The sequence below is a fragment of the Paenibacillus sp. FSL L8-0638 genome, assembly GCF_038593075.1.
Classification (GTDB): Bacteria; Bacillota; Bacilli; order Paenibacillales; family Paenibacillaceae; genus Paenibacillus; species Paenibacillus polymyxa_D.
On sequence record NZ_CP151960.1, the window covers coordinates 3,699,842 to 3,722,575 of the forward strand.

Below are 22,734 nucleotides of genomic sequence, written 5' to 3' on the forward strand. Positions count from 1 at the left end.
GAAAATTAAGCTTAAGCATACTGCTGCAAGGAGCAAACCCATTTTTCTTCCTGTGTATCGCTCTGCATGCTCAGAATTTGCATGACCGCATGTCTGGCGGAATCCTGCTGTCTGCACAGCCCTGCCTTCTCCCTCATTTCTTCCAATTGGGAAGGCTGTTGAACCAGCCGCTGAAGCTGATCCTGCAAATTGTCAATCTGACATAGATACGCTACTCCCGCTTGAATCAAATAATCGGCATTATCCTTTTCCTGCCCCAGCCGTGGCTCCAGCAGCAGCATGGGAAGCTGAAGCGCCAGCGCTTCGGAGGTCGTCAGTCCGCCCGGCTTGGTAATCAATACGTCTGCGGACGCCATCCATTCATGGATTCCCTCCAGGAAGCCTGTCAGTATGACGTTATCCCTGTCTCCCAACGCTTCACGCAGGCGGTACAGCAGCTTCACATTGCGTCCGCATACGATGACAAATTGCACGTTAGGGGGAAAAGAGTCAGATTGCATTTGCTCGATGAAGGATTTATCGATAATCCCGCAGCCGCCACCCATCACCAGCACGACAAAGGCGTCAAGAGCCAAGGCCAGCTTCTCGCGCAGCCGGTCTTTATTGTCATGCTGACTGTAGGATGGGCGAACAGGGATGCCCGTTACAGCGATTTTGTGGTCAGCAACGCCTTTTCTCTGCAGAGCTGCACGCACGCCTTCGGAGCCAACCAGATACAGATCCGTAGACGGATGTATCCAATAGCTGTGATCGGAATGGTCGGTAATGACCGTTGCCGCAGGCAGATCCGTCATCCCTTTTTCCTTAAGCAAGGAAATGGCGGCTGATGCCAGCGGGAACGTGCTGACAATCAACGTCGGCTGTTCCTCATTCAGAAGTTTGAGCAGCCGCTGCAGGCTGGTCGTGAGAAAATGCTTCAGGAAGAAAGTAAGTGTACTGTCCGTCCGGGTCTTCTGATACATATATCCGTATGAGGAAGGAAAATGCTTCACCCATTGCAGGAAGCAATACCGTTCAACCACATGCATGCGGGGATGGATCCATTGCATGAAGTCGACCACCTCTACTCCCTGTTTGTACAGCACCGATGCCTCTAAAATCGCCTTGGCCGCCTGCATATGTCCATCCCCGAGCGCGCCGGACAGAATCAGCAGCTTTTCCCGTTTCATGCTATTCATCAACAATCGCCTCCCTCGTGAAATTTAACTGTGCATGAACAAAACAACCAGCACCGCCGTTAGGAATCCGACCATCCCACCAGCCACACAATCGATCGGATAGTGATAACCCCAATAAACCCGGGATATGGCCACCAACAAGGCCAGACCAATCAAGACAAGCATAATTGCCGGCGATGAGGCCAACATAAAAGGTGTAACCAGGGCGAAAATAGCGGTAGTATGGCCGGATGGGAAGGAATAATCCTTCAACGGGAATTTGCCTACCTTCACCTGCTCCAGCTTGCGGAAAGGCCGGTCTCTGCGCACCTTTCTCTTGATCAGGACAGCAATGATATGGCTAACAGCCAGTGCGATCAAGCTTTGCAGCCCGATTCTGCTGAACTCCCCCTCGGCGAACCATGCCAAGGACACTGCGCAAATGATGGTAAACAAAGCTCCGCCCAAATGGGTAATCCATCCGAACAATCGGTCCATTGCCCGACTGCTCAGCCGCTGGTTGCACCAGAAGAACATCGTTTGATCAATTCGCCTTATCCACTGCATCCTGTTTTCCGCCTCCATTCCCTGTTTTTTCGATTGGTTGATGTTCATCCCTTATCTTCCTCCGCTCGCACAGCTTCCGTATCAAGAACCATATTGCCGCAATCGCAACACCAACGCCCACCAGCGTAATCGTGAGAACTTGGTTCACCATATTCTCTGCCGCGCGGCCATATATATAGAAGAGAAAACCGACTACATAAAACTTCACCGCCCGGCCAATGGCCGCATAGCTGAGCAACTTCCATAACGGATAATTCATGCATCCAGATAAAATCGTAAATATTTTAAATGGGATCGGAGTGAACGATCCGATCAGGATTGCGGCCTCGCCGCGGCGGGCAAATAAGTCGCTTGCCGAATCCAGCCATTTCTTCTTCATTACACCGCCCATAACATGCTTTCCCGACACCTTGCCGATCCCATAACCGATCGGTGTCCCAAGCAGACTTCCTGCAAAGCCAACCGTAGCGAGCCATAAAGCCGACTCCGGTTGCACAGCGCTTAAAGAAAGCTGCAGGAAGAACGCCGGGATGGGGAAAATAATCGCATCGAGCATAGCGTGAATGAAAAGTCCCGTCGCTCCAAAGTTCTGTAAAAATTCCATAATTTTATCCATGAATGCCTATCCCGCCTTTGTTACAGAGCATGATGAAAAATAGGTTGCCTCCGGGCGGTATGGGTTTCCACTCGCTTTGTTCCAACTCCATATCGCCCTCCAGGAACTTACTAACCACGCTCTTAGTTTCTTTTGTTTTAATTAATTGGAGCTTGATTTGGGTAGACATAACTCCTTTGAAACGGACTGTCTCTTCACCGTCATAAATCGGTTCCTCAGCGAGCTGCGGGAGTGAATCAGCATCATCGGTATCAATTTTTCGGTCTTGCGGCCAATCCGCTTCTTGCCTTCAGGGTGCATGACGGATAACAATAATCGTAGATAAGCCGTTGTAATGCGTTGGAACAGATCGGACTTCATCGGTTGTTGTTCGAAACCAAGACCATGTATCAAACCACGATGAAGCAACGTAACGCCGACTAACGCCTTCACCTCTCTGAACTCCGGCTGACTTGCGAATGCCTCGCTGATCTGCTGCATGGATTTCCGTGTAAGCCGGGCCGTCATGAGCGCCGCGCGGTCTGAGTCTTCGGATTTGATCAGCGTCAGAATCGTTTCATTATTGAGATGGAGTTCCCCGACCAGATCGCCTTTATCGATGATGGTGGAGTCCGCACAGACGATACTCTCCCCTCGGTGTTTCTTAATCATGACTTTGCAAATTCCAAAGTGCGATGTATGCGAGCCGCGAAAGCGTGAAATCCAATCGAACCCTCTTTCCCACACCATCCAGGCCGCCTGCATTGAAGATTTGCGTAAACGAAGCAACATTGATCCAATCATCCCTCATTCTTATTTTAATCGACAAATTTTATTGAAATTGTCCAACTGAAATAATATTCCTATGTGAATTCCTTATTTTTGTTACTTTTATGATAGAGGATTTAACCAAAAAAGCATCCGGGCTGAGGTACTGGATGGTGGCCCGTCTTGAGGGGGGGCCTTCACTCAATTTGATGCACATCGCTGATCGCTCAAGTTTAATCTGATATATAAGTGCGACCAAAAATAATTTCGTTACATGCTAGTTGAGATTCATTTGCACTCCTAACAATCCAATCAGGTAATACCGATAAGATGGCTTCTCCTTCTGAAAGTCCGGATGACCCGAATCACATCAGTACGATGCTGATCGGAAACCTTCAATTAAAGCAGTGTGCAGCGCGTGCCGGGAAAATGACGGAAAGTCCCCTCATAGACATCTTCTTCAACAAACCCTGCAACCTAAGGATTCGTCGCCCTCTTACGGCCGAAGCTAAACAATTCATTCAGTTCTGCGTACCACCTGTAAGAAATATACAGCTGAATAAGAACGTGAGTCCAAATCCCTGAAGTAGCGAATCGTTAAAGAGCAGCGTTAGGAATCCGTCTCCAATATAGCTATTATAGTAAGTGCAACTCCTTTTCGAATGGTGAATGATTTCATAACGCAATCGCTCCTATTATTTTAGAATCTTGTTCTGCTTTACCCCCTCATCTTACCTCCGATACTGTTAAATCGAACAGTGATAAAACCGCCAAGCTTTTGATGACATTGACTTGGACCTGTCACATATACCGCATGACAAACTGTCAACTGTCTTATATGACGTGCTTGCTAAACTACGTTCTAACCGCAGTTACCCCACCCTCTGTCGCTTGACGGATCGGGAAGTTATATTGCATGATAGTCTGAATCATTCGGAAATTGAGATGAAGGAAGCCTTGAAACTTATTTATAATGGAGGAATCTGGATCGACCAATCGGTCGCTACGCGAGTTTTCGAAGAGATGAAGCGTCAACGTGAGCAGTTGGAGAAAATCGGTTCAAGTCAGGGAAACTACCCGTACGGGCTTACGAAACGCGAGATGGAGATTCTGGAGCATCTGTTGAGCGGACTGCGCTACAAATCGATCGCCGCCAAGCTATTTTTATCGGAGGGAACGATCCGCAATTACTGCTCGATTCTCTACTCAAAACTCGGCGTCAACAACCGCGAAGAAGCAATAGAAATGGCGCGAATGAAGAATATCGTGTAGCTGGAGAATTTCCCGATGGTACTCACGATATAGGGGGCACCTCACGAAACGGAAAAAATCGTACGCTAAGCAATGCGTTGCAGAAAAAACCGGGCCCTTACAGGGGAATCCGGTTCTCGTCATAGCAGCAAGTGAAGTTGAACTATCGTGTCCCGTTACTTTAACGATGTAATCGAACTGAAGCTAAATGCATTAGATCCAAATATCATTGACTGCTGTTAATTCTGACTCAGTCTCGCCAGTGTTTACTACGCCCCTGGGCTCTACTAACATGATATGATACTCCTGATTAGCAAAAGTTTTGTGTTCGACACCCTTGGTACAATAAACATCTCTTCTTGGGAAATCTTTACTTGGCCATCGCGGAAATCAATGAACATCTCCCCTTCGAGCACGATAAACACCTCGTCGGTATCTTGATGAGGAGACCAATGTATTGATCTTAGATAATTTCTCATTCAGACTATTACTTTATTTTTCAGTCTAGAACTTTAGACACCTACAATAAAGACCGCAAAGGCTTAAGCCCTTACGGTCTAATTTACTTCTGGCATCCTGGGTCCAATTTCACTTTTCTTGTTTCGTTTCGTCCCCGTCCATAGTCGTTGGTGACGAAATCCAGTATTCGGTTGACAGCACCAGAAATGGCCAGGCGGACATTACAGATACCAAGAATGAAGCATCTAACGATTATGTAGATATGCCGCAATGGTATATTAAGGAACTGGTCGCTCATGCTAAAGGCATGAGTAAACTAAGGTTTGAGGCAAAGGCAAATGGGACATGGAAAGGTGGGGATCGCAACTTTGTTTTTCACTCAGGTACAGGGAAACCCTATTACCATACAATGCCGTTCCAGCAGTGGAAAAACTGATGTAAGCGGCACGGCTTCCGTAATGTATCACTTCATGGTCTCCGCCATACAAATGCAACGTATTTGCTTGGCCAGGGAGCATCTATCAAGGAGATTCAACATCGATTGCGACATTCCACATCTCAGGTGTCTTCAGATACCTATGCTCACGTCATCAAGAAGCTTAATCGTAAAACAACAGCACACCTCGATGTCTTCGATCCAAAAGTTCGTCCCCAACTCGTCCCCAGGAGCGAAAAAGGCGCTCGCCCCTTGTGATATGGGTTTTAGATCTCATCCCCTAAAAAAGCAAAAAACCCTTGAGTATCAAGGGCTTCATGCAATAAACTAGTATGCCGAGGACCGGGATCGAACCGGTACGGTAGTCACCTACCGCAGGATTTTAAGTACCTTACGAATAGTTAGCGGTTAAAAACCGCGCTATATCAACGTTTTAGACCGATTATATACGTTAAATTGACGACAAGTACCCGAGGACCTCACCGTTCATTTATGCGTGATGTGATTTCGTAGGCTCCCGCTCCTGTGCGGTTGCTACCGTTATATTATACGGTAAATATTTCTGGTATACAAGCGCCCCTAAACGAAGAAAAAGCGCCCGCCCACGGATCACTACCGTAGACGAGCGCTTTATTATTTTCGGAAGTTTATTTTGATACGCCGAAATTTTGTACACCAGATTTCGAGCCGTCGCGCAGGGCCCTTGGGGGTACGGCCCTCGCAATCTCCACGCAAAAAGACGCTTATTCCTTCGCCTTCGATAGCGTAAATAAGCGTTATTTTCGATCGAATATGCGCTGCCACACGTACCACCCGGCCGCTTTTTATGCAGCGGATATTCACGTACATGTGCACAAAATCCATATTATGCGAATATGTCTGCGCTCGAAACCCGCGCCGTTATGCGGTTCCTACGGCGCTGTATAAACGTACCGTATGCACTGTATATACATTATCAGCGTATAATCCGTATAAACCCCGGAGCTACGCGGCTTTACGCTCGGCACGGCCACCTACTCGCTGGTAGCGTATGCAGTGAAATACGCTGGTTCTCTCGTCCGTTATACACTGCGTATGCAGCCGAAACGTATGGCGGATTCACGCTATACCCGAAAGTTTCAGTAGCTATAAAACTGCGAGACTCCGCGCTCCTACTGGACTCTCAGCTATTAGCACGCTTTCGTATCCGAAAAATTCCGAAGGGGTCACGCGTCAGGAGCTTCGTGTAGGAAAATTCGCTATATCGGTATCATTGTAACACGTTATCCCTCATTAAATCACGCGTCAGCCCTACGTATAATGGACATTCACACGTACTTACGGAAGAACCATTCAATATCCCCCGCAGCCCTTACGCGTACCCTTTCGCGGTTCTCACGCATAAACTCGTCGGCTCGACGTCGCCCCTCACGCTTTAGCTCCCGTTGGAAGTCCGGACGCTCACGATAACGATACAAGGTCATACGCGTAATCCCGAGTCTACGCGCAATATCTTCGTGACTCGGACGCTTGATGTCACATAGTAACGCAATCGCCGCGTAATGAATATCGCTGAGAGGCAGGCGGCGGCTCGGCCGTTTATTCATCGGTGGTTCTCCGTTCCTTCAGCGCTTCAATACGCGCCTTTAACGCTGCTATATCCGTGCCGCCTCCGCTGGTTGCGGTTGTGCTTACCTCGACCTTATCCGACAACATTCCGTGAACCTGTAGCGCGAGCTTCGCCATAGCTGCATTCTTTTCAGTGATCGCGATCTTAGGTATCAGCGCAATAAGTTCCGGCAAGTCGTCGACATTATTACGTACGATTTGGCGCTTGAGTTCCGCTTCGAATATGCTGTCTTGACGCCATTGAGATAGAGCTGACGGAGTTACTCCGCATTCCTCCGCAATCTCTGCGAGTATAGGACGCTCACTAGGCGGAAGCGACAAATATCGTATCGCAGTATAATGTTTCATTTCGAGATTCATATAACGTTCCCCTTTCGTAATAAAAGAGCGAGCCGCAGCCCGCTCGTAGATTATCGCGCTAAGGCAACGGCCAATTGGTGTGCCACTTGCTCGACGTTCGTTTCGTAGTTGAATACCGGATTGTTGATTATAATAGTCGGTGCATTATTTCCGCCATTGCCGCGTTGTTGATCTCGCCATTCGATTGCTTCGTGCTTCGTGAGGACCGCTTCATCACGATGGAGTGTAGCGGGATAACCGTTATAAGGTACGGTGTCGAGTCCGCCGGCGTGCTTATTGCCGAACTTATTTCGACGTTCAGCGTTATGTGCCGCTAACTGATCGTCCGGAACACCGCCCATCCACGTAGGTAAGTGCTTATTCGTCCAGTCAAAGAACCCGTTCACAGCGTCACTCGATCCGAGAGACTTTGCTCCCCGGCCAATGTAGACGTTAGATGCACCACCACCTGCACCTATTGCAGCCCCTGCGAGCGCACCGCCAGGACCAAACACACCACCAACTATCGCACCGCCACCACCATTAATCACTGCACTAGCGATAGGGTCATTAGCGATCGCTTTCTGTATCCCGTCAATTAATCCAGACCCAAGTTTTAACCCGACACTCACAAACGTTGGTACGGCTGCTTCGAGAGACGATGCCATGAACTGAACGACCTGTGCTGTCAATTTCTCTACAGCGTCTCGTCCCCCACCATTCCACCAATTGGAGAACGCCTTTTCTATCTTTTCGAAGGCGAACGCTACTTTACTTTTAATGTCTGGAAGCTTCGTAAACTCGGGGTTATTAATAAAGTTGTTCTTGAGGAACGTCTTAGCGGTATTGACCGTACGCTCTACCGCTGCGGTAATCTGCGGAGTGTACTTAACGACGAAGTCTGCGGCAGCTTGTGCGAGCTTCTTCAGGATCGGCATCGTCGGAAGCAATGCGGAAATTCTTAAAGTTTCCAGTGCTCCTTCGAATTGTTCTACCGCACCTGCCGCGCTGTCCATCTTCTTAGTTGCGACCTGTAGCGCGGTTACATTCGCCATTTCCTGCTGAAACTTCTTAACGCCAGCCGCGCCTTCTTTAAAGAGGATGTTACCGGCACGAATAGCATCGGACCCGAATATCTGATGCAAGTAGTATTGACGTTGCTCGTTCGTAAGCTTTCCGAATCGATTCTTCAGCAGGTCCGCTACTTGCGCTAGGTCTTTAATCTCGCCCTTATTATCGTAAAATGACGAATGTATCAAGTTGCTCGCCGTCAAGAACTTCTTCGTTTCCTTCGCGGCCTTAGACGTACCCACCTTGAGTCCCGTCTGCGCTGCGACGTACTTCTCGATATCCTTCGTAACCGCTTGGACAGACGTGCCCGTTGACTTGATACCCTTCTTGCTCATAAACGCGAGTGCGTCCGTTGTATTAACGGTCAGCAAGTTAAAATCCTCGAACAAACCGTACGCCTTGTCCGTTGCCGGCACGAGGTTCGATAGCATCGTTTTCAGCGACGTACCAGCGTCTGAGCCTTTCAATCCGTTATTCGCGAATAGACCTAGCGCTGTATTCGCATCCTTAAACGACATCCCTACGCCATCCGCAACGGAACCAACCGCGGCCAACGAGTAACGTAAGTCGTGTACGTCCGTAGCTGACGCATTCGCAGTCCCAGCGAGAATATCAGCCGCTTGCGCAGCGGTTAGACCGTCCTTTTTGAACGAGTTGAGCGCAGTGGACATGACTTCCGCAGCCTCCGCGAGACCGAGACCGCCTGCTGTTGCGAGGTTGAGCGCTGCGTTCAGACCACCCGCTTGGACCTGCGCGGTAGACATGCCCGCCTTTAAAAGCTCTTCGATCCCTTGCGCAGCTTCAAGTGCGGAATATTTCGTTAACGCCCCTTGTTCGAGCGCAAGTTGCTGCATGGCTTTCGTTTGCGCGTCCGTTGCGCCCGTTAACGCCTGTATCGTAGACATTTGCGATTCAAAATCCATCGCTTTTTTAACGGAATCCGCCGCAAAGGATACTCCGGTTACCGCTACGCCAAGACCAGTTGCGGCCGCTCCGAACTTCGTTATGCTGCTAAAAGCCTTGCGCATGGGACGGCTCATATCGTCGACTAGGCGTAAGTGTCCTATCAGATCGAATGAAATTTAGATCGCCGTCCTTTCGATCACACGAACCAGGAGTCCCAACGCCTTGTAAACGGCCATTGCCGGCCCTACTATGCCTTTTCCAGTCCGGACGGCTTCGTCTACGTCGTCGATCGCGGGAAGTAGTTTCTTCATTCGGTAGCCCATCGCTTGTACACGCGCCATGTTTGAAGCTTCAAATTTTGCGGCCACTTCGTTCCATACCGCTGCCTGCTCAGGAAAGCTTTCTGCGAAATCATACAAACCGGGGCGCTTGTACGTTAAGACCGATTCAACCAGTCGGATAACGGGCGTCACGCGCTCCATATCTGTGAGAACGCTGTCCGGTAGTTTAGACTTACTCATTCGTATTCCCCCCTTATCTTTGTTGCGCCGCCTTCGCTTCCTTCGGCCAACTTATAAGTACCAACTGCCAATAGCTTTCGGCTTCACTGGCTCTACTGGTGCAAATAAATAACCACTCCTAGTCCTAAGTGTTTCAATCGCGTCATCAACTCCCCACACCTTGCCGTTATCGTCAATGGATACGCCGGACAAGTCCGCCAGTGTGTACGCGGCGTCGAGTGCATCCGGAAGCACGCCAGCATTTCTTGACACGACCAGAAACTCCGCCCGGACAAGGCGTTTATTTGCGGTCTCTAAAACACCATCGCTCATTACTCCGCCGCCTTTCCTGCCCCAACGCTTAACGTCTGGTTCTCGTCGTCTTTATAAATCCAAGCCAAGTCTTCCTCAGTTTGGCGGATACGGTCCCCCTCTTCGTCCACAAACGGCTTTGGCGTGTATTCTGGATGTTTAACAAAAAACGAATCCGTATCGTTGATATAGCGCGCATAATCCGCCCCGAATATTTCTTCTGCCGCGCTGTTTACGATAACGCTACGGTGAACGCGTGAATCCTCAACGAGCATTTGCGCAATCTCAAGGACTTCGCTGGCCCCGCGAAAATCCTCGCTTTGAAACGGCCTCATCAAACCGTCGTACATCTCGCCGAGTTCTCTACGGACGGAAGTCGTTACCGCCGCAGCGCCAGTGCCTTTTTGGGAGTTACCGTCCCCTGGAGTAGCGAGGACTTTCGTTATGAGCTCCGCAAAGTCGTCACGGACAAGCTTCGCAAGGTACGGGTCATCCAACTTTTCGATGAAGCCGCGCAGCTTATCAAACGCCGACTTCTGCGACGTGGCGAACATTAATTCCGTTTTCAGTGACCGGAAAGCGTTCTCAAATCGGCCAAGTTTCGTCGCATCCGGCTTTCTCGGCGGCGTGTAAATCACCTTTTCGGCTTCCTGGATTGTCTTTTTGATGTTCGTGACGTACTTTTGTCTCATCGTGTGTGTTTTTTGCAAGAATTCAATCGCATGTTTTTGTTTAGCTTCGGCTTTGACCTCCTGCTTGCCCTCTTCGGTGAGGCGGCGGTCCGATTCTATCTGTGAAATTTCAGCGGAGAGTTTCCTTTTATATTCCAGCATCATACCAGTTGAGGATTGTTCAATTTCGCGTGCTCTCTGTAAACTTGCCTTTGCTTTTGCGTAACTCATTTTCATTTCCCCTTTTAGTTTAGTTTGCTTGTACGTCCTTCGCCGCAGGCTTGCAGCCTCTACCCTCCGTTAATACGTAACTCACGTGCAAGCCGACCGGCACCTCCGCCGTATCGAGCGGTTCGCAGTCAGATAGATGGAAGAATACGCGATCCTCACCGGACGAGATGAACCCGTAGCCCCGATCGCTAAAGTACGAAACCACACCGGATTTACGCTTTACTCTTGCCGGCTTAACCGACTCCTTCCGACTGATACCGAGTGACCGACCGATGCTGGCGATCTCGTCGCCGGTACCGACGCCGCCTGTCCACGTTTTTGAGTTAATGAATTTGCTCACGCTGATTCCTCCCCTTCAAACTCTTTAACAAACTGATCCACCGCCCCATTGACGTTTGACACCACAGCAACCGGATAATTCCCGAAAAGGTGACGCCGGTCTTGTACCTCGAAGTACCCGGACCATAGCGCATCAACGGCGCTTTCTAACGGTGTCCTCTCTGCATTAACAGGCCAAGTCCCAGTCAGTGTATCAATGCCGGACGCGTCATAAATCTTGACGATATCCTGGCCGCCCTCTTGCTTATGGATAACTTGCGTACATTGATCGTTCATTTCCGTTTCCCCCTTCGTCTACGTTTCCGTTCCTCTTCCGCGATCATAGGCGCAGCGAATCGAATCCACGCGCGGGATACGGAGTCACCGAATGTAACATTTATACCGTCAGCGAACGTTACGACTGTTTGATACTGCGGATTAACGTTTACTACCTCCTCGCTACTTGTGTACTTAAATACCGACATTGTACGGAATCATCGCCGCGCCAGGCTTTACACCGCTTATCCGCTTTTGACATCGCGTGAAGCAATACGCAGCTCGAATCCGGCTTGTAATACGGACAATATGTAGCCGCATCCTCTCGATCGCTCACTAGCTCACCTCCCGTTTAAAGCGTGCATAATCCGTACTCATTTCCGTGTTTTCGCTTGATTTCAGACGCGCAAAAATAAGCCGAGGGTCATAGTTCCTCCGCTTGTCTAATACGCTATTACCACGCTAATTCAACGTATAGGGTACTACGCTGTCATACGCTGATTGGGCAATTTAACAGCCGCTTGATTGACCGTTTCCGCGCTTCCGGTACACGATACTGAATCGCGATTAACTTGCCGATTCGGAAATACTCGGCCATGATATGAAAACCCGAATAGCTACGCTTGATCTTCTCCATAACGGTAGCATCCTCTGTGTAAGCTGCGAGGTTGTCCGAATCAATCCGCCATATCTTGTTACTCACGGAATGCCTCCTTTTGGGTATGACAAATAAGCCGCCTCGAAGTTCGGGCCGCCTTGGTGATGCGTTTTTAATTGAAGAGAACTTTAATCGCCGCCAGCTTTTCCGCTGAACCTGCGAAGACGATACGCGGATTAACTATAACCCGGCGCTTCCGTTTATCATGGACGTCGGGCACGAGCAGGAAAACGTTCTTGCCGTTGAGCTTAACCGCGTCGAGTGCTTTGCGAAGTTTCTGCGCGTCCTTATACCCGAGTAATGCCGCGAGTCTCTCAACGTCCATCGGCTGCAGCCGGTCTTCCTGCGTCTCTTCAGGATTAAAACATACGATGTTAGTGTTGAAGTTGATAAACGGAAGTACCGCGTAGAGGATCGCTAATTGTTTGACTTCACGCCCTTTACCGTAAGTCTCATACAAGCCGCGTACAGTATTGCGGAACATACAGATATAGCGGTACTCGGAAAGATCGTATGTGTTCTCTTTCTTGATCTCGCCGCGATAGAATATTGACGGGTTCATGTATAAGTCCCCGGTTCCCTCGTCCTCCGAGATGATTGATTCCGCGACCAGCTTCTTGTGTAGTTCGGAGCATCTAACACGGTGCATGCCGAGGAGATTGGCAAGGCCGGCGCGTTTAATGGGCCGCCCGTTGTCGTGCTGGAGCCTGCCGCCGTCGTAGCTCGTATAAGTCCCGAGGAACATTACACGGGCATAATCGGATTGACTAAGCGACGGGAACCGCTCGATAAATGTTTCGCAGCCTTTAAAGAGCGCGAACACAAAACCGCCGTGCTCCTCCGCCCATTGGCTGAGGACTGTGACGTTGCGCGCCCCGCGTGCCTGCGCCTCAGTTGTCCGGATGACTGTGTCAATCGTAGAGGAAAGTCCGGCTTCTGCTAGCAGTTTATCCGCACGCTCCTGCGCTACGATCGCAGCCCCCTTCGTCTTTTGCGGTAGGCTCTTCCAAACTCGATTGGCACGTGATCTTTTATCAGAATTGCTCATGTTACCCCTCCCGGATGAAAAATACCCTGCTTTTCAGTTACAAAATCGGCCAGATACCCTGCTTTTCAGTTACATAACTTTTTGGTGAGTAGAGGCTAAAAACCCACGTCTGGCGCGGCTTCCCTCCGTTTTTATCGACTTTTCGGAGATTCTATCCCTATAGTAAGTCTTATGTTTTTTTTCTTCTTGGACGCGCAGAATACATATGAACATACCATAACACCATACTGCCGCCTCCCTTCGGTCGTTGCCTCACCGCACCCAAAAGACGGCACGGTGAAAATATATCTCTACCATAATCTTTCTCGCGTTTAGAATATGTACAGACGTCCCGGTAGGGGCGGATGTCCGCAGGAGCGTAGCGACGCGGAAGGTAAATCGGATGAACACGTTATATCTACCGTTGCAGCGTCTACTTTCCCGGTAGTAACGTATCCTGGTACATATCGAGTAGGCGCGTTAATTTATCGGACGTAAGTTCGAGTTCCTCAACACAGCGCCTGCGCATCGTTTCATTAATCGGGCGTTCTCCTTTCTCCACGCGCCATAGATGCGATTCGGACACGCCGAGTAAGGCCGCCATTTCCGCAAGGGATAGACGGTAGATCAGCCGCAGCTTTTTGACGGTGGTAAAATCGATAATCATAACGTTAGCCTCCTTTAATTGCGCAAGATTTTTTGCGTGTAGTGTAAATAAAAAGATCGCCGTCATGTCGTCAGGCACTCGACACGAGAGCGATTCTACTTCTACGTATATGTCTTTGAAATTACAAGAAAAACAACCTCAACCTAAAAAAGTTTCCTCATAACAAGAGGATAACTAAAGGCATAAAAAGCAGGGTGAAAGACTGAATGTTCACATAAAATTCACAATTAGAAAGAGATTCGTGAGCGTACCCGCAACGTTCTACTTCCTCAATGTATATAGTCATGAAACCTCTAAAAAAGCAACCATAAAACGGAGGAATCTACGCGGTTCTCTCATATATAGGAGAATGTCGCCACCTAATATTCAACCTTTCGCACGGATTTCCGACGCCCACCCATCATCTCATATCGTTGTTTGGCCGCAACTATAGTTAACAACTTGTCCGGATCGTGCGGACGCTCATAGCTACCGACGTGACTCAACATCCAACGTTCCGACGTCCAATACGGATACTCCAGCCACCCAGATATCGTATTGGCTCATTCGTCTTAATTGTGATATTCCGCCCTGGTTTAACCTTTCGTTGCTTCCGCCGTTGCGCAGTTTTTTGCATCGTTTTACACGTCGGCCCGCAAACCTTTGCGTTCCCCGGTCTTGTGACGTCTCTAAACGGATATCCGCAGACAACACACCATTTTACACGTGGGTCCTCAAACGGTCCGATCATTATGGTATGTATAATAGAAGCGGCTTCCTCTCGCGTCAGCCCTTCCGTTAATGACTTTGCGTACTCGACCGCGCCTTCTCCCGGTTCCATCTCGTACCTCCTCCCGTAAGATAATTGAGCGACAGCCCACAACGGAGCCGCCGCGTTGTAGAACCGATTAATACGTAAAGTAATACTCTCCTCCGGATTTCTCACATAGCTCAATAGCGAGGTCTACGTTAAGATCAAGGCATCCTGTATCAATCTCGGCCACTTTCGTATACTCCTTCTTTCTAATCTCAATCTTCCCGGTGCCGCCGAGTTCTTGGTCAATTAAATAATCTGCGTTCTGAAAGGCTCTGCTTTCCTCGCACACGATCTCGTAAAGTTTAAGAGCGAAGTACATCTCGTATGCTTTTTCAATGATGTTGGAAGATCGTACCGGCTGGCCCATTTCGAAACGACGAAGCGTACTTGTACTAATTCCGAGTTTACAAGAGACTTCTTCGAGCGTGAGTCCATCCGCCTGACGCCGCTCCTTAAAACGCGCCCCCTTCTCCGCCCATTCTCCGGCTTTCTTAGCCACGTACTGCTCTCGTGTCAACAATGCATTTGTCATAATAAAATCGCTCCCTTTTCGTTTGGTTTATATGAGATACGGTTTCCCGCGGTCTACCTAGTTAACCGAATGCGCGTGGTCGTTATGCACACTTACACTACGTTTGTTTCCGGCGGAATGAGTTTCACACAGTTGAGCGTAATGTTTTTCCGTCTTATACTTATACCGACGACGCTTTTCGCGTTTTCGCACACTTTTACGAAAATTCTCCGCCGTCACTTACTTCAACGCCGTCAAACAGCTCGTGACACACTTTTGAGGAAATTTATTTTCGTCCACCATAGTTAACACGTCGGTCGATGGCCGTTTTCGCACATCGGTCCTATATTTGTATCTACAGCGAATCTTGGCCCGGCACAGATTCACGTGAAATTTTTTCCTCGTAATATATAAGGACACGAAATCGCAGAACAGGGCAGGCCCGCACACACAAATTGTGTCTAAATCGTGAACAAATAATTTTTTTCGCAACAAAATGGAACCTACGTTCGCATCCTGCGTATTACTCGATATAACAAACAGACGACCGGTGCCTGAACCGGATTTACCGGCCGATCGTCCGAGGATGAAAAATCTATATTAACTACGCCTGCCTGACGGATATTGCCGTATCCGGACGTAGGAACTATTGAAGGAACCGATCAGCCTACGAGATGTTGGCGCATCTGACGTAGACTGACCGGAGAACTTGCGACGTCGCGAAGTATTCTGAACGTTTGGGACGTTCGCTGTCGGGACCTCTGGATCCCCGTGTTGGTACATACCAACGTTGTACCGATCCGGACGATGTCGTCCGTTTTACCCGCATACGACCTCTCCGATTGGCGTCGGAAAGTACGGACATTTAGCCGCCAATGTTGGCGCAAAGGCAGCCGGGTAATACACGCGCGTCTCCTCCCCGTTATGGCGTTTAGATTCATCGGAGGACTCGCTATCCCTTCTTCTTAACGAGATTTAATTCGATGTCACCGCGGTTATTGAGCCATAAGAGTTCGTCGATTAGAAACGTCAAGCCGTCCATAACCCGGAGCCGGTCGAGCGTTTCTGTGACTACTGCTAATAAGTCGCGCTGAACGTTATTCGCGAGTTGAAGGCCGCCGGAATCCCCGTCGATAAATAAGTGCGTGTGTTCCGGATGGTCGACTTTGCGGACGTGACGAAGCCACAGGATTCCGTCCTCAAGGTGAAAAAAGTAGTGACCGGCGTACAAAACGCCCTCCACGAGCTCATACATATGCGGCATGTCGTACGGGCCATAAGCAAGCGCCGCCCGTTCTAATATTGTTGACTCACCCATACTCAAACGCCTCCATTCGGAAATACGTTGTTAAATGCTACATCTAACTCTTTTAACGTCTCAATTCGTTCGGCCTCGGTGAAGTGCGAACTTTCTAATACGTTGCCGACCGCGAGAACATAGAACCGAAACGCGATCATTAACGCCTCGCCCGTCGTTTCGGAACCAAGCCGATAGTCCGTGAATATTTCCAAGTACGACATTACGTCAACACCTCACGAGCAATTAATACGACTGTGTAGATGAATTTTAGGACTGCGACAATACGCTTGCGATTTTTACGTGATAATACGGTGTTACGCGTAGCTGGCGAATTTACTGTAACGTTCAATCTGGACGCCTCCCTTCCCGACAATGAATCCGAGTTCCTTCATAACGTCCATTGATAGCGTTAAACTACCGAGTGGTGAACGCCGGCTGACTCCGGTTATCTTCCAGAATGTACGCGCCTGTATGACGAGTTCCTGACGTGTGCCGACGTACCGAACTATGTAGTTCCCTGTGATCGGATCGAGTACATAACGGACTTGAGCCGGAGTAACTAGAGGGCGTACAACACGGAAGACTTCCCGTTTCATTTCTGCGTCTAATTCAAAGCCAAGTTCAACGAGCTGTGCCGGAGTGGCTTGGACAATGTCACCGTAGAGATATGGATTAGCTTGCGGTATAATGGAAAAGAATAATTCCGATGTAACGCGGAGTTCTTGACGAGTGCAGCCGCTTCCGACCGTGATGATGACGTTACCTTCGCGACGATTACGGATGAAACCTAACGTGATTGACATATGATTCGCCTCCAAACGGGATTTATAGGATGAATTGCGTGATGCTTCGTTACGGTACGATGTTGCTCGCTGAGTTTATTCGGTTACGTTTTTCGTAATTTTACTATAATTACGTTTTTCGTTATTGTCAACAGCTAAATTACGTTTTTCGTATTTTATATTTCATTGCAGTAAGCTAAAAGAAAGAAGGGAAAATTTTGAGTAATAAGATACTTGTATGTGATTTAAAAAATCTTTTACTTGAGAAGGGGTGGGAGCAGAAAAAGCTTTCCGAGTTAACTGGTATTCGTGAAGCGACAATTTCGGAGTTGGTTAGAAACAAAAATAAAATGTTTTCACGTCAGGTACTAGAGAAAATTATTAATGTTCTCGATATAAATGATATAGCAAAGTTAATTCGTATTGAATACATAACTAATACTGAAGAAAGTGTAGATTAAAGCACAAAAAGGACCGCAGCCCACACACATGGTTAGCAGTCCTTTTCATATTTTATTCAACAAGTTTTTTTAATTTTTCTATGATCTTATTCATTACCATAATTAATAGATCAACACTATAACCTAACATAAAACTCCAGACATTTTTATCGTATACATCGAACACTTGATTTTTCTCCTTGAACAAAAACAATATACATATAAAAGGTATTATCAAGGCAATTACTATTCTAAATAACGGTTCGTCCTGCTTGTTCTGTAGATTACTAGTTACAAAATAGAGCAAAGCTCCCACTATACTAACTACCAAATAGCTTAAATACTTCACAGGGGAAATATTATTAAGAATTAAATATTGAATTATATAAACAAGAGCAATAGCTATAAATCCGAAAAATATACCGCCTTTTCTCCAAAATACAGACTGGTTCACGTCAGTTTCTAACTGTAAGATGTTGTATTTTATTCGCACAAAACCTTGGGGGTCGTTCTCATTCCAAGCAAGAACTTCTTCCTCCAATTTTCTACAACGTTCAATTAGCCCCTGTCTTCTAGCATAGTTGGCAAAACTTATGCTTTTTATGAGATCACTTATTTTTGATATAGCTTCTTCTTTATTGGTAATCATGGTTCTTTACCCCAATCTTGCTAAATGATTAATCCTATAGTACCATATAGTAGGAACTTTTATCCATATAATTTTCGGTTAAACCGTGACTTTTTACTTATTAAGGTGGGAAAATGAACATACGAAAGCTAATTAATAAAGTGTGCAGATTTCTTAATGGTCGTAGGGGAAATATTCAGTTAGGATTATTATTATTTCTTGCAGTTTGCCTTCTAGTAACACTTGTGATTGTTTATTTATTTAAATAATTCGATAAAAGAGGTACGGCTATGAAAGACAATAACACTCGCCAACTGAGGCATGATATCGATTTTCTAACTGCTGCTACTATATCTCAAACAGAGGTACGTGCTTGGCAACAACTTGAACACGTTGGTAACGGAATTGTAGAGCGGATTACTCCGGATTACGTGAAGTTACGAAGCGAGGACGGATCGGGAGCGTATTATGCACGTGTGATGACCGTGTTCGTGCGGGATTAAAATCTTCAATACTAAAATTCTGATAAGGCAGTTGATTCGTATGTTAACTCAGCAAGTACAGGATTTGAAAAAACGCTTGGATAATTTCGAAATAAATTTTAGTTCAACAGCAGCGTCAAATAAAAGGGACATAAGCCATATAAGAGAAGTAATTATTGATGTTTTAGCGGCTTCATCAAGTAAATCGTGGATTGGATTCCATGCAAACCTCTATTTTAAAGAATTTCAAAAACCAAGTTGGGAGAATTCGTTTGATTCTGAATGGGGTTCAATTCACGGTTTTCCAGAAGGATGGATCGAGAGAGACTTAAAAGATATTAAAACATATATTACCAAACGAGCCCCGTATTTTAATATTGGAATAATTGAAAAAAATATTGATTACCAAGTATCAGAAGCAAAGAATTTAAGAAATGATATTCTCTCAGAATTAGTGTTAATTGAGAATAATGAGCGTTACACAAGCGAGCAGAAAGCTATTAAAGATCTTTCTGATTTTTCTTGGGGGTTAACACAAGCTGATGTAATAGACTTAAAAAGACCTAAGCAGGCCGTGACACGAGATAGTTTTGCCTTACACCAAGGAATTATGACTCCTCCTCATGAGTTTTATGATGGGATATTAATATCATGCCTTTCAAAAATAGAACAAGTTGAAGATTTTGTTGCTAAGTGTAAACGCTTGCTGAGACAAATAGAAATCAAATGTAATTACCATGAATCTATAAAGGAAAATAGAGATACGGATAAAGCACTTACTATATTGCTAAACATATTTGATAGATTTCATTTCGTTGCACGTCAATTAAGGCATAGGTACTCTAATAGAGAAACATTAAAAATAACAGACGAGTATGATGTTCAAGATTTATTGCACGCACTTCTTAAAATGAACTTTGATGATATACGACCAGAAGAGTGGAATCCTAGTTATGCAGGCGGTTCAACTCGCTCTGATTTTCTTTTGAAGCCTGAACAAGTTGTACTAGAAATCAAAAAAACGAGACCAAGTATGACTGATAAGGATTTAGGAAACCAACTTATAATCGATGTAGCGAAATACAAACAACATCCTGACTGTAAAGTTCTGATATGTTTTGTTTATGATCCGGAAGGAATTATAGGTAACTCCAAAGGAATGGAAGATGATTTAAACAAGTTGTCTACTGAAAACATGAGAGTATTAACTATTATAAGGCCTTTATGACGAAAAATAGCGCAAGCTCGTCTTGTTTGGACTTGCGCTATTTCACATGAAATTAGCGACTATGGCACTGACTTTGCTTTGAAAACGCGTGATGATTACACTTAATAACTATGTATATACTTGTACCTCTGTCTTTCTTACTACCCTTTGTGTACACCTGCATACACCCCCCCCCCCCAAAAATCCGAGCACACCACACGCAACCGCCGCGATCATAATTACCGGTCCTTGTATATCCCGTCCTTCAACTTTTTTCGTAAGGAATCCGAGAATAACCGCTATCGGAGACGTAACTATGGGGAACCACAACAGCGAGAGTACAACGAACGTCCAACCGAGGAACGCGAGCGCACTTCTCTTTCGTTACCCTTGCCTTTCTGTCGGCGCATCGTTCTTTACGACACCGTTAATCAACCGAATCCCTCCGTATCTCACGTTACGTTTACCTAAATAATACCATTGGACTAGTACGTTGTCACTAAAAGAAAAACGGACCCATCTACGCAGTATCGCGCAAATGAGTCCGCTAAAGTCCGTTACTTCGTATCTTCCGCCTTCTGCTCCGCTTTAAACGTTGAGTACACGCCAGTCCCGATCAACGCGTACGAAACGATGTCTACTCCGATTTGCCACGTTCCGAAGTCGGGCGCCACTCCGTACTTACGTGAGACCGACGACGGTTGCGATGAATAGCGGATTAGTTATTTTTTTCTAATTAACTAATAGCCAATTTAACTATTTAACTAAATAACCAATTTAACTAATTAGTTAATGACAATCAGGACGACATTGTGTAAACTAAAAATGTAACGTATTACAAAAAGCAAAAGGCCGCTAATATCGCAAGACATAGCGCGGCCCTGTTTGATTATTGAATTACGGAAAAATAGCCGTTATCTTTGGACGGATGGTCGGCTATTTTCCGTGTGTCATTACATAAACGAGTGTTGCGAAATTTATCATAATCGACAACGCCTCATATACGGTCATAAGCGGTCACCTCCCCTCAATAAAGAGAGTACCGCTCTTTGCTATGCCTTGCTTGCCTAAATTATACAACACCTCCCTCGCACTGCCTACTATTTTTATAACTCTCATAGAAAAAAAACGCCCACCTCCGAAGAGATGAGCGTTACGCACATACGTTTTATATTTTCGTATTCCGTTTCGCCTTCGTATTCTTAAACAGCCGATCCACCGGACTCGCCTTCGCGTGTTCCGTTTTCAAATCATCGTTTACAAGCGCTACATAACGCCGTGTCATTTCCATTGTAGCGTGACCGAGAGCCCGCTGTGCCGCGAAAGCATTCGCCCCGTTACGCAAGAACTCCAACGCGAAGACATGCCTCAAGTCGTACGGTCGAATATGCGTTCCGATCTTTTTGCAGTATATCTCCATTCGGTCGCCCCACGTATGGCGATTAAGCGGCCGCCCTTCGTACGAACAAAATATCGGAACGTCATCGCCCCATTCAGGCGCACGCGCCGATATCAATTTCCGTAGCGCCTTCGTCGTAGTCTCCGATATAGGAAGCGTCCGGGCAACGCGACCCTTCGCCACCTTCGCCGGCACGTAAATTTCCCGCAAAGATGCGTTAAAATCCTGCGGTATTAGCTTCGTACCCTCTGAAGGGCGGATGCCTGTATCTAGCGTTAATAGGATGAGTGTATAGTCGCGTAGACCAACAAATGTGTTTTGGTTAGGCGCGGCCAACAACGCATTAAGTACGTCTACCTCGACAGAGACCGCTCGGTCTTCTGTCTTACGTTTCTTCATAGTTGCGAGCGGGTTCGTAGATAATTCGCCCTCACTTATACAATAGTTAAAGAACGTGCGCAAGTAAACGAGTCGGTTGTTAAACGTTGGTGGTGCGATGTCTTGCGCTAGATGCTCCATTACCGCGTCTCTCAACGCTTGCTCCGAGTCCCATGCGTTGGGGAACCGCTTGAATAGTAGATTAACGGTTCGATCGTAGTCGTCCAACGTATACTGACCGACTCCGTCCTCTAGCTTCTTATACGCTAGGAACTCCGTGAGAAGCTGACGCCAGTCCGTTCGGTTGCCCGCCGTAGGTTTTATACTTCGTAATCTTGCCAAAACAAAAACGCCTCCTCCGCATGTTAACGGTGAGGCGCTTCGTTGGTCCTGTGTACCTGCGGATTACTCCGTTACAGCTACACAGGACCTCGCGTTATTTTCGTCCATTTAACGCTGATGTGATCGTGGTAAAACGTTGTGATGCCGAGGACCGGGATCGAACCGGTACGGTAGTCACCTACCGCAGGATTTTAAGTCCTGTGCGTCTGCCAATTCCGCCACCCCGGCATAATCTTAGGAACGCTACTCTTTACACATACTTGTTTTACAAGTATCTGAGAAACACAGAAGTGTTCTCGTTATGTAAATGTCGTTCAATTGGGCACCAACATATAATACGATAATTTTATCGGATTGTAAAGTGTTTTTTTAAAAAAAATAATAAAATTTTCTTTTTGTATAACTTATGCACATTTGAATTACACTAATAAACGTCTTTCCAAACTACCAGAAGGGGTGTTACGAATGCGTGAAGGTATGATTCCAGCTGTTCTTGGAACGGTAGTATCGGCTTCAGGCGCTGTGTTGCTGAGCAGTAAGTACAAACTTGCAGCTACAGGCATTCTCGGTTTCGGACTGGCTCATGTTGTTCTGGGAGCGATTGATCTGATTGAGCATCGCTAGTTGTTTGGGAAGTGCCGGGCGGGATTTA

Annotated in this window: 27 protein-coding genes, 1 tRNA gene and 2 pseudogenes; 5 read left to right on the top strand and 25 right to left on the bottom strand. The window is 47.0% G+C overall.

Annotated elements, in window-relative coordinates; all coding sequences use genetic code 11:
- Nucleotides 1-11: 11 nt before the first annotated feature.
- The 4 genes from MKY35_RS16395 to MKY35_RS16410 form a co-directional block, all read right to left on the bottom strand.
- Nucleotides 12-1,178, bottom strand: a complete 1,167-nt coding sequence (locus MKY35_RS16395) for a glycosyltransferase (RefSeq protein ID WP_342444250.1) — start codon at nt 1,176-1,178, stop codon at nt 12-14.
- Between the two features lie 24 nt (nt 1,179-1,202).
- A complete protein-coding gene (locus tag MKY35_RS16400; RefSeq protein WP_039272208.1) occupies nt 1,203-1,724 on the bottom strand; it encodes a phosphatase PAP2 family protein in 522 nt (173 codons plus the stop codon).
- Entirely contained in the window at nt 1,702-2,328 is a 627-nt protein-coding gene (locus tag MKY35_RS16405; protein ID WP_342446661.1) for a VTT domain-containing protein, read from the bottom strand. Before MKY35_RS16405 ends, MKY35_RS16400 begins: the two co-directional genes overlap by 23 nt.
- Before the next feature lie 153 nt (nt 2,329-2,481).
- Complete coding sequence (locus MKY35_RS16410; RefSeq protein ID WP_342444251.1) at nt 2,482-3,111, bottom strand: polysaccharide deacetylase; 630 nt, start codon at nt 3,109-3,111, stop codon at nt 2,482-2,484.
- A 918-nt stretch (nt 3,112-4,029) separates the two neighbouring features.
- On the opposite strand from MKY35_RS16410, the pseudogene MKY35_RS16415 reads away from it, so the two are divergent.
- Nucleotides 4,030-4,359 (top strand): annotated as a pseudogene (locus MKY35_RS16415) (response regulator transcription factor); the annotation flags it as partial.
- Nucleotides 4,360-4,551: 192 nt separating this feature from the next.
- Here MKY35_RS16415 and MKY35_RS16420 read toward each other — a convergent pair.
- The 18 genes and pseudogenes from MKY35_RS16420 to MKY35_RS16505 form a co-directional block, all read right to left on the bottom strand.
- A pseudogene (locus MKY35_RS16420) lies at nt 4,552-4,817 on the bottom strand (cupin domain-containing protein).
- 1,723 nt (nt 4,818-6,540) lie between these two features.
- Nucleotides 6,541-6,819: a phBC6A51 family helix-turn-helix protein gene (locus MKY35_RS16425; RefSeq protein WP_342444252.1), complete on the bottom strand. Its 279-nt coding sequence runs from the start codon at nt 6,817-6,819 to the stop codon at nt 6,541-6,543.
- Nucleotides 6,812-7,201: a hypothetical protein gene (locus MKY35_RS16430; RefSeq protein WP_342444253.1), complete on the bottom strand. Its 390-nt coding sequence runs from the start codon at nt 7,199-7,201 to the stop codon at nt 6,812-6,814. Before MKY35_RS16430 ends, MKY35_RS16425 begins: the two co-directional genes overlap by 8 nt.
- Before the next feature lie 50 nt (nt 7,202-7,251).
- Nucleotides 7,252-9,291, bottom strand: a complete 2,040-nt coding sequence (locus MKY35_RS16435; RefSeq protein WP_342444254.1) for a phage tail tape measure protein — start codon at nt 9,289-9,291, stop codon at nt 7,252-7,254.
- Nucleotides 9,292-9,333: 42 nt separating this feature from the next.
- Nucleotides 9,334-9,678, bottom strand: a complete 345-nt coding sequence (locus MKY35_RS16440) for a hypothetical protein (RefSeq protein ID WP_342444255.1) — start codon at nt 9,676-9,678, stop codon at nt 9,334-9,336.
- Between the two features lie 51 nt (nt 9,679-9,729).
- Nucleotides 9,730-9,930, bottom strand: a complete 201-nt coding sequence (locus MKY35_RS16445; protein ID WP_264453569.1) for a phage scaffolding protein — start codon at nt 9,928-9,930, stop codon at nt 9,730-9,732.
- Between the two features lie 59 nt (nt 9,931-9,989).
- Complete coding sequence (locus MKY35_RS16450; RefSeq protein WP_342444256.1) at nt 9,990-10,871, bottom strand: hypothetical protein; 882 nt, start codon at nt 10,869-10,871, stop codon at nt 9,990-9,992.
- Between the two features lie 19 nt (nt 10,872-10,890).
- Entirely contained in the window at nt 10,891-11,211 is a 321-nt protein-coding gene (locus MKY35_RS16455) for a cold shock domain-containing protein (RefSeq protein WP_342444257.1), read from the bottom strand.
- The gene (locus MKY35_RS16460) at nt 11,208-11,486 is read right to left on the bottom strand and encodes a hypothetical protein (protein ID WP_342444258.1); all 279 of its coding nucleotides are present in this window, start codon (nt 11,484-11,486) and stop codon (nt 11,208-11,210) included. Before MKY35_RS16460 ends, MKY35_RS16455 begins: the two co-directional genes overlap by 4 nt.
- A gap of 151 nt (nt 11,487-11,637) precedes the next feature.
- On the bottom strand, nt 11,638-11,802 hold the full coding sequence (locus tag MKY35_RS16465; RefSeq protein WP_342428428.1) for a hypothetical protein: 165 nt from the start codon (nt 11,800-11,802) through the stop codon (nt 11,638-11,640).
- Between the two features lie 153 nt (nt 11,803-11,955).
- Nucleotides 11,956-12,168 carry a hypothetical protein gene (locus tag MKY35_RS16470; RefSeq protein ID WP_342444259.1) on the bottom strand — a complete coding sequence of 71 codons (213 nt, stop codon included), beginning with the start codon at nt 12,166-12,168 and terminating at the stop codon, nt 11,956-11,958.
- A gap of 67 nt (nt 12,169-12,235) precedes the next feature.
- The gene (locus tag MKY35_RS16475) at nt 12,236-13,171 is read right to left on the bottom strand and encodes a hypothetical protein (protein ID WP_342444260.1); all 936 of its coding nucleotides are present in this window, start codon (nt 13,169-13,171) and stop codon (nt 12,236-12,238) included.
- Between the two features lie 412 nt (nt 13,172-13,583).
- Nucleotides 13,584-13,883, bottom strand: coding sequence for a helix-turn-helix transcriptional regulator (locus MKY35_RS16480; RefSeq protein ID WP_342444261.1), 300 nt, complete (start codon nt 13,881-13,883; stop codon nt 13,584-13,586).
- 415 nt (nt 13,884-14,298) lie between these two features.
- A complete protein-coding gene (locus MKY35_RS16485) occupies nt 14,299-14,637 on the bottom strand; it encodes a hypothetical protein (RefSeq protein WP_342444262.1) in 339 nt (112 codons plus the stop codon).
- A 67-nt stretch (nt 14,638-14,704) separates the two neighbouring features.
- On the bottom strand, nt 14,705-15,145 hold the full coding sequence (locus MKY35_RS16490) for a helix-turn-helix transcriptional regulator (RefSeq protein ID WP_342444263.1): 441 nt from the start codon (nt 15,143-15,145) through the stop codon (nt 14,705-14,707).
- A 931-nt stretch (nt 15,146-16,076) separates the two neighbouring features.
- Complete coding sequence (locus MKY35_RS16495) at nt 16,077-16,442, bottom strand: hypothetical protein (RefSeq protein WP_342444264.1); 366 nt, start codon at nt 16,440-16,442, stop codon at nt 16,077-16,079.
- A gap of 2 nt (nt 16,443-16,444) precedes the next feature.
- Entirely contained in the window at nt 16,445-16,645 is a 201-nt protein-coding gene (locus MKY35_RS16500; RefSeq protein ID WP_342444265.1) for a hypothetical protein, read from the bottom strand.
- 93 nt (nt 16,646-16,738) lie between these two features.
- The gene (locus MKY35_RS16505) at nt 16,739-17,227 is read right to left on the bottom strand and encodes a hypothetical protein (RefSeq protein ID WP_342444266.1); all 489 of its coding nucleotides are present in this window, start codon (nt 17,225-17,227) and stop codon (nt 16,739-16,741) included.
- Between the two features lie 197 nt (nt 17,228-17,424).
- Here MKY35_RS16505 and MKY35_RS16510 point away from each other — a divergent pair, with 197 nt between their 5' ends.
- Nucleotides 17,425-17,667 carry a helix-turn-helix transcriptional regulator gene (locus MKY35_RS16510; RefSeq protein WP_342444267.1) on the top strand — a complete coding sequence of 81 codons (243 nt, stop codon included), beginning with the start codon at nt 17,425-17,427 and terminating at the stop codon, nt 17,665-17,667.
- Nucleotides 17,668-17,719: 52 nt separating this feature from the next.
- On the opposite strand, the gene MKY35_RS16515 is transcribed toward MKY35_RS16510, so the two are convergent.
- The gene (locus tag MKY35_RS16515; protein ID WP_342444268.1) at nt 17,720-18,295 is read right to left on the bottom strand and encodes a hypothetical protein; all 576 of its coding nucleotides are present in this window, start codon (nt 18,293-18,295) and stop codon (nt 17,720-17,722) included.
- A 269-nt stretch (nt 18,296-18,564) separates the two neighbouring features.
- Between MKY35_RS16515 and MKY35_RS16520 the strand changes: the two genes are divergently transcribed.
- Together MKY35_RS16520 and MKY35_RS16525 are read left to right on the top strand one after the other, a co-directional pair.
- Nucleotides 18,565-18,777, top strand: a complete 213-nt coding sequence (locus tag MKY35_RS16520; protein ID WP_342444269.1) for a hypothetical protein — start codon at nt 18,565-18,567, stop codon at nt 18,775-18,777.
- 40 nt (nt 18,778-18,817) lie between these two features.
- Nucleotides 18,818-19,984 carry a hypothetical protein gene (locus tag MKY35_RS16525; protein WP_342444270.1) on the top strand — a complete coding sequence of 389 codons (1,167 nt, stop codon included), beginning with the start codon at nt 18,818-18,820 and terminating at the stop codon, nt 19,982-19,984.
- Nucleotides 19,985-21,131: 1,147 nt separating this feature from the next.
- Here the strand turns inward: MKY35_RS16525 and MKY35_RS16530 are convergent.
- Nucleotides 21,132-22,082 carry a tyrosine-type recombinase/integrase gene (locus tag MKY35_RS16530; protein ID WP_342444271.1) on the bottom strand — a complete coding sequence of 317 codons (951 nt, stop codon included), beginning with the start codon at nt 22,080-22,082 and terminating at the stop codon, nt 21,132-21,134.
- Between the two features lie 142 nt (nt 22,083-22,224).
- Nucleotides 22,225-22,310 (bottom strand) — tRNA-Leu (locus tag MKY35_RS16535).
- A 237-nt stretch (nt 22,311-22,547) separates the two neighbouring features.
- Here MKY35_RS16535 and MKY35_RS16540 point away from each other — a divergent pair.
- Entirely contained in the window at nt 22,548-22,706 is a 159-nt protein-coding gene (locus MKY35_RS16540; protein WP_013311032.1) for a hypothetical protein, read from the top strand.
- Nucleotides 22,707-22,734: the final 28 nt, after the last annotated feature.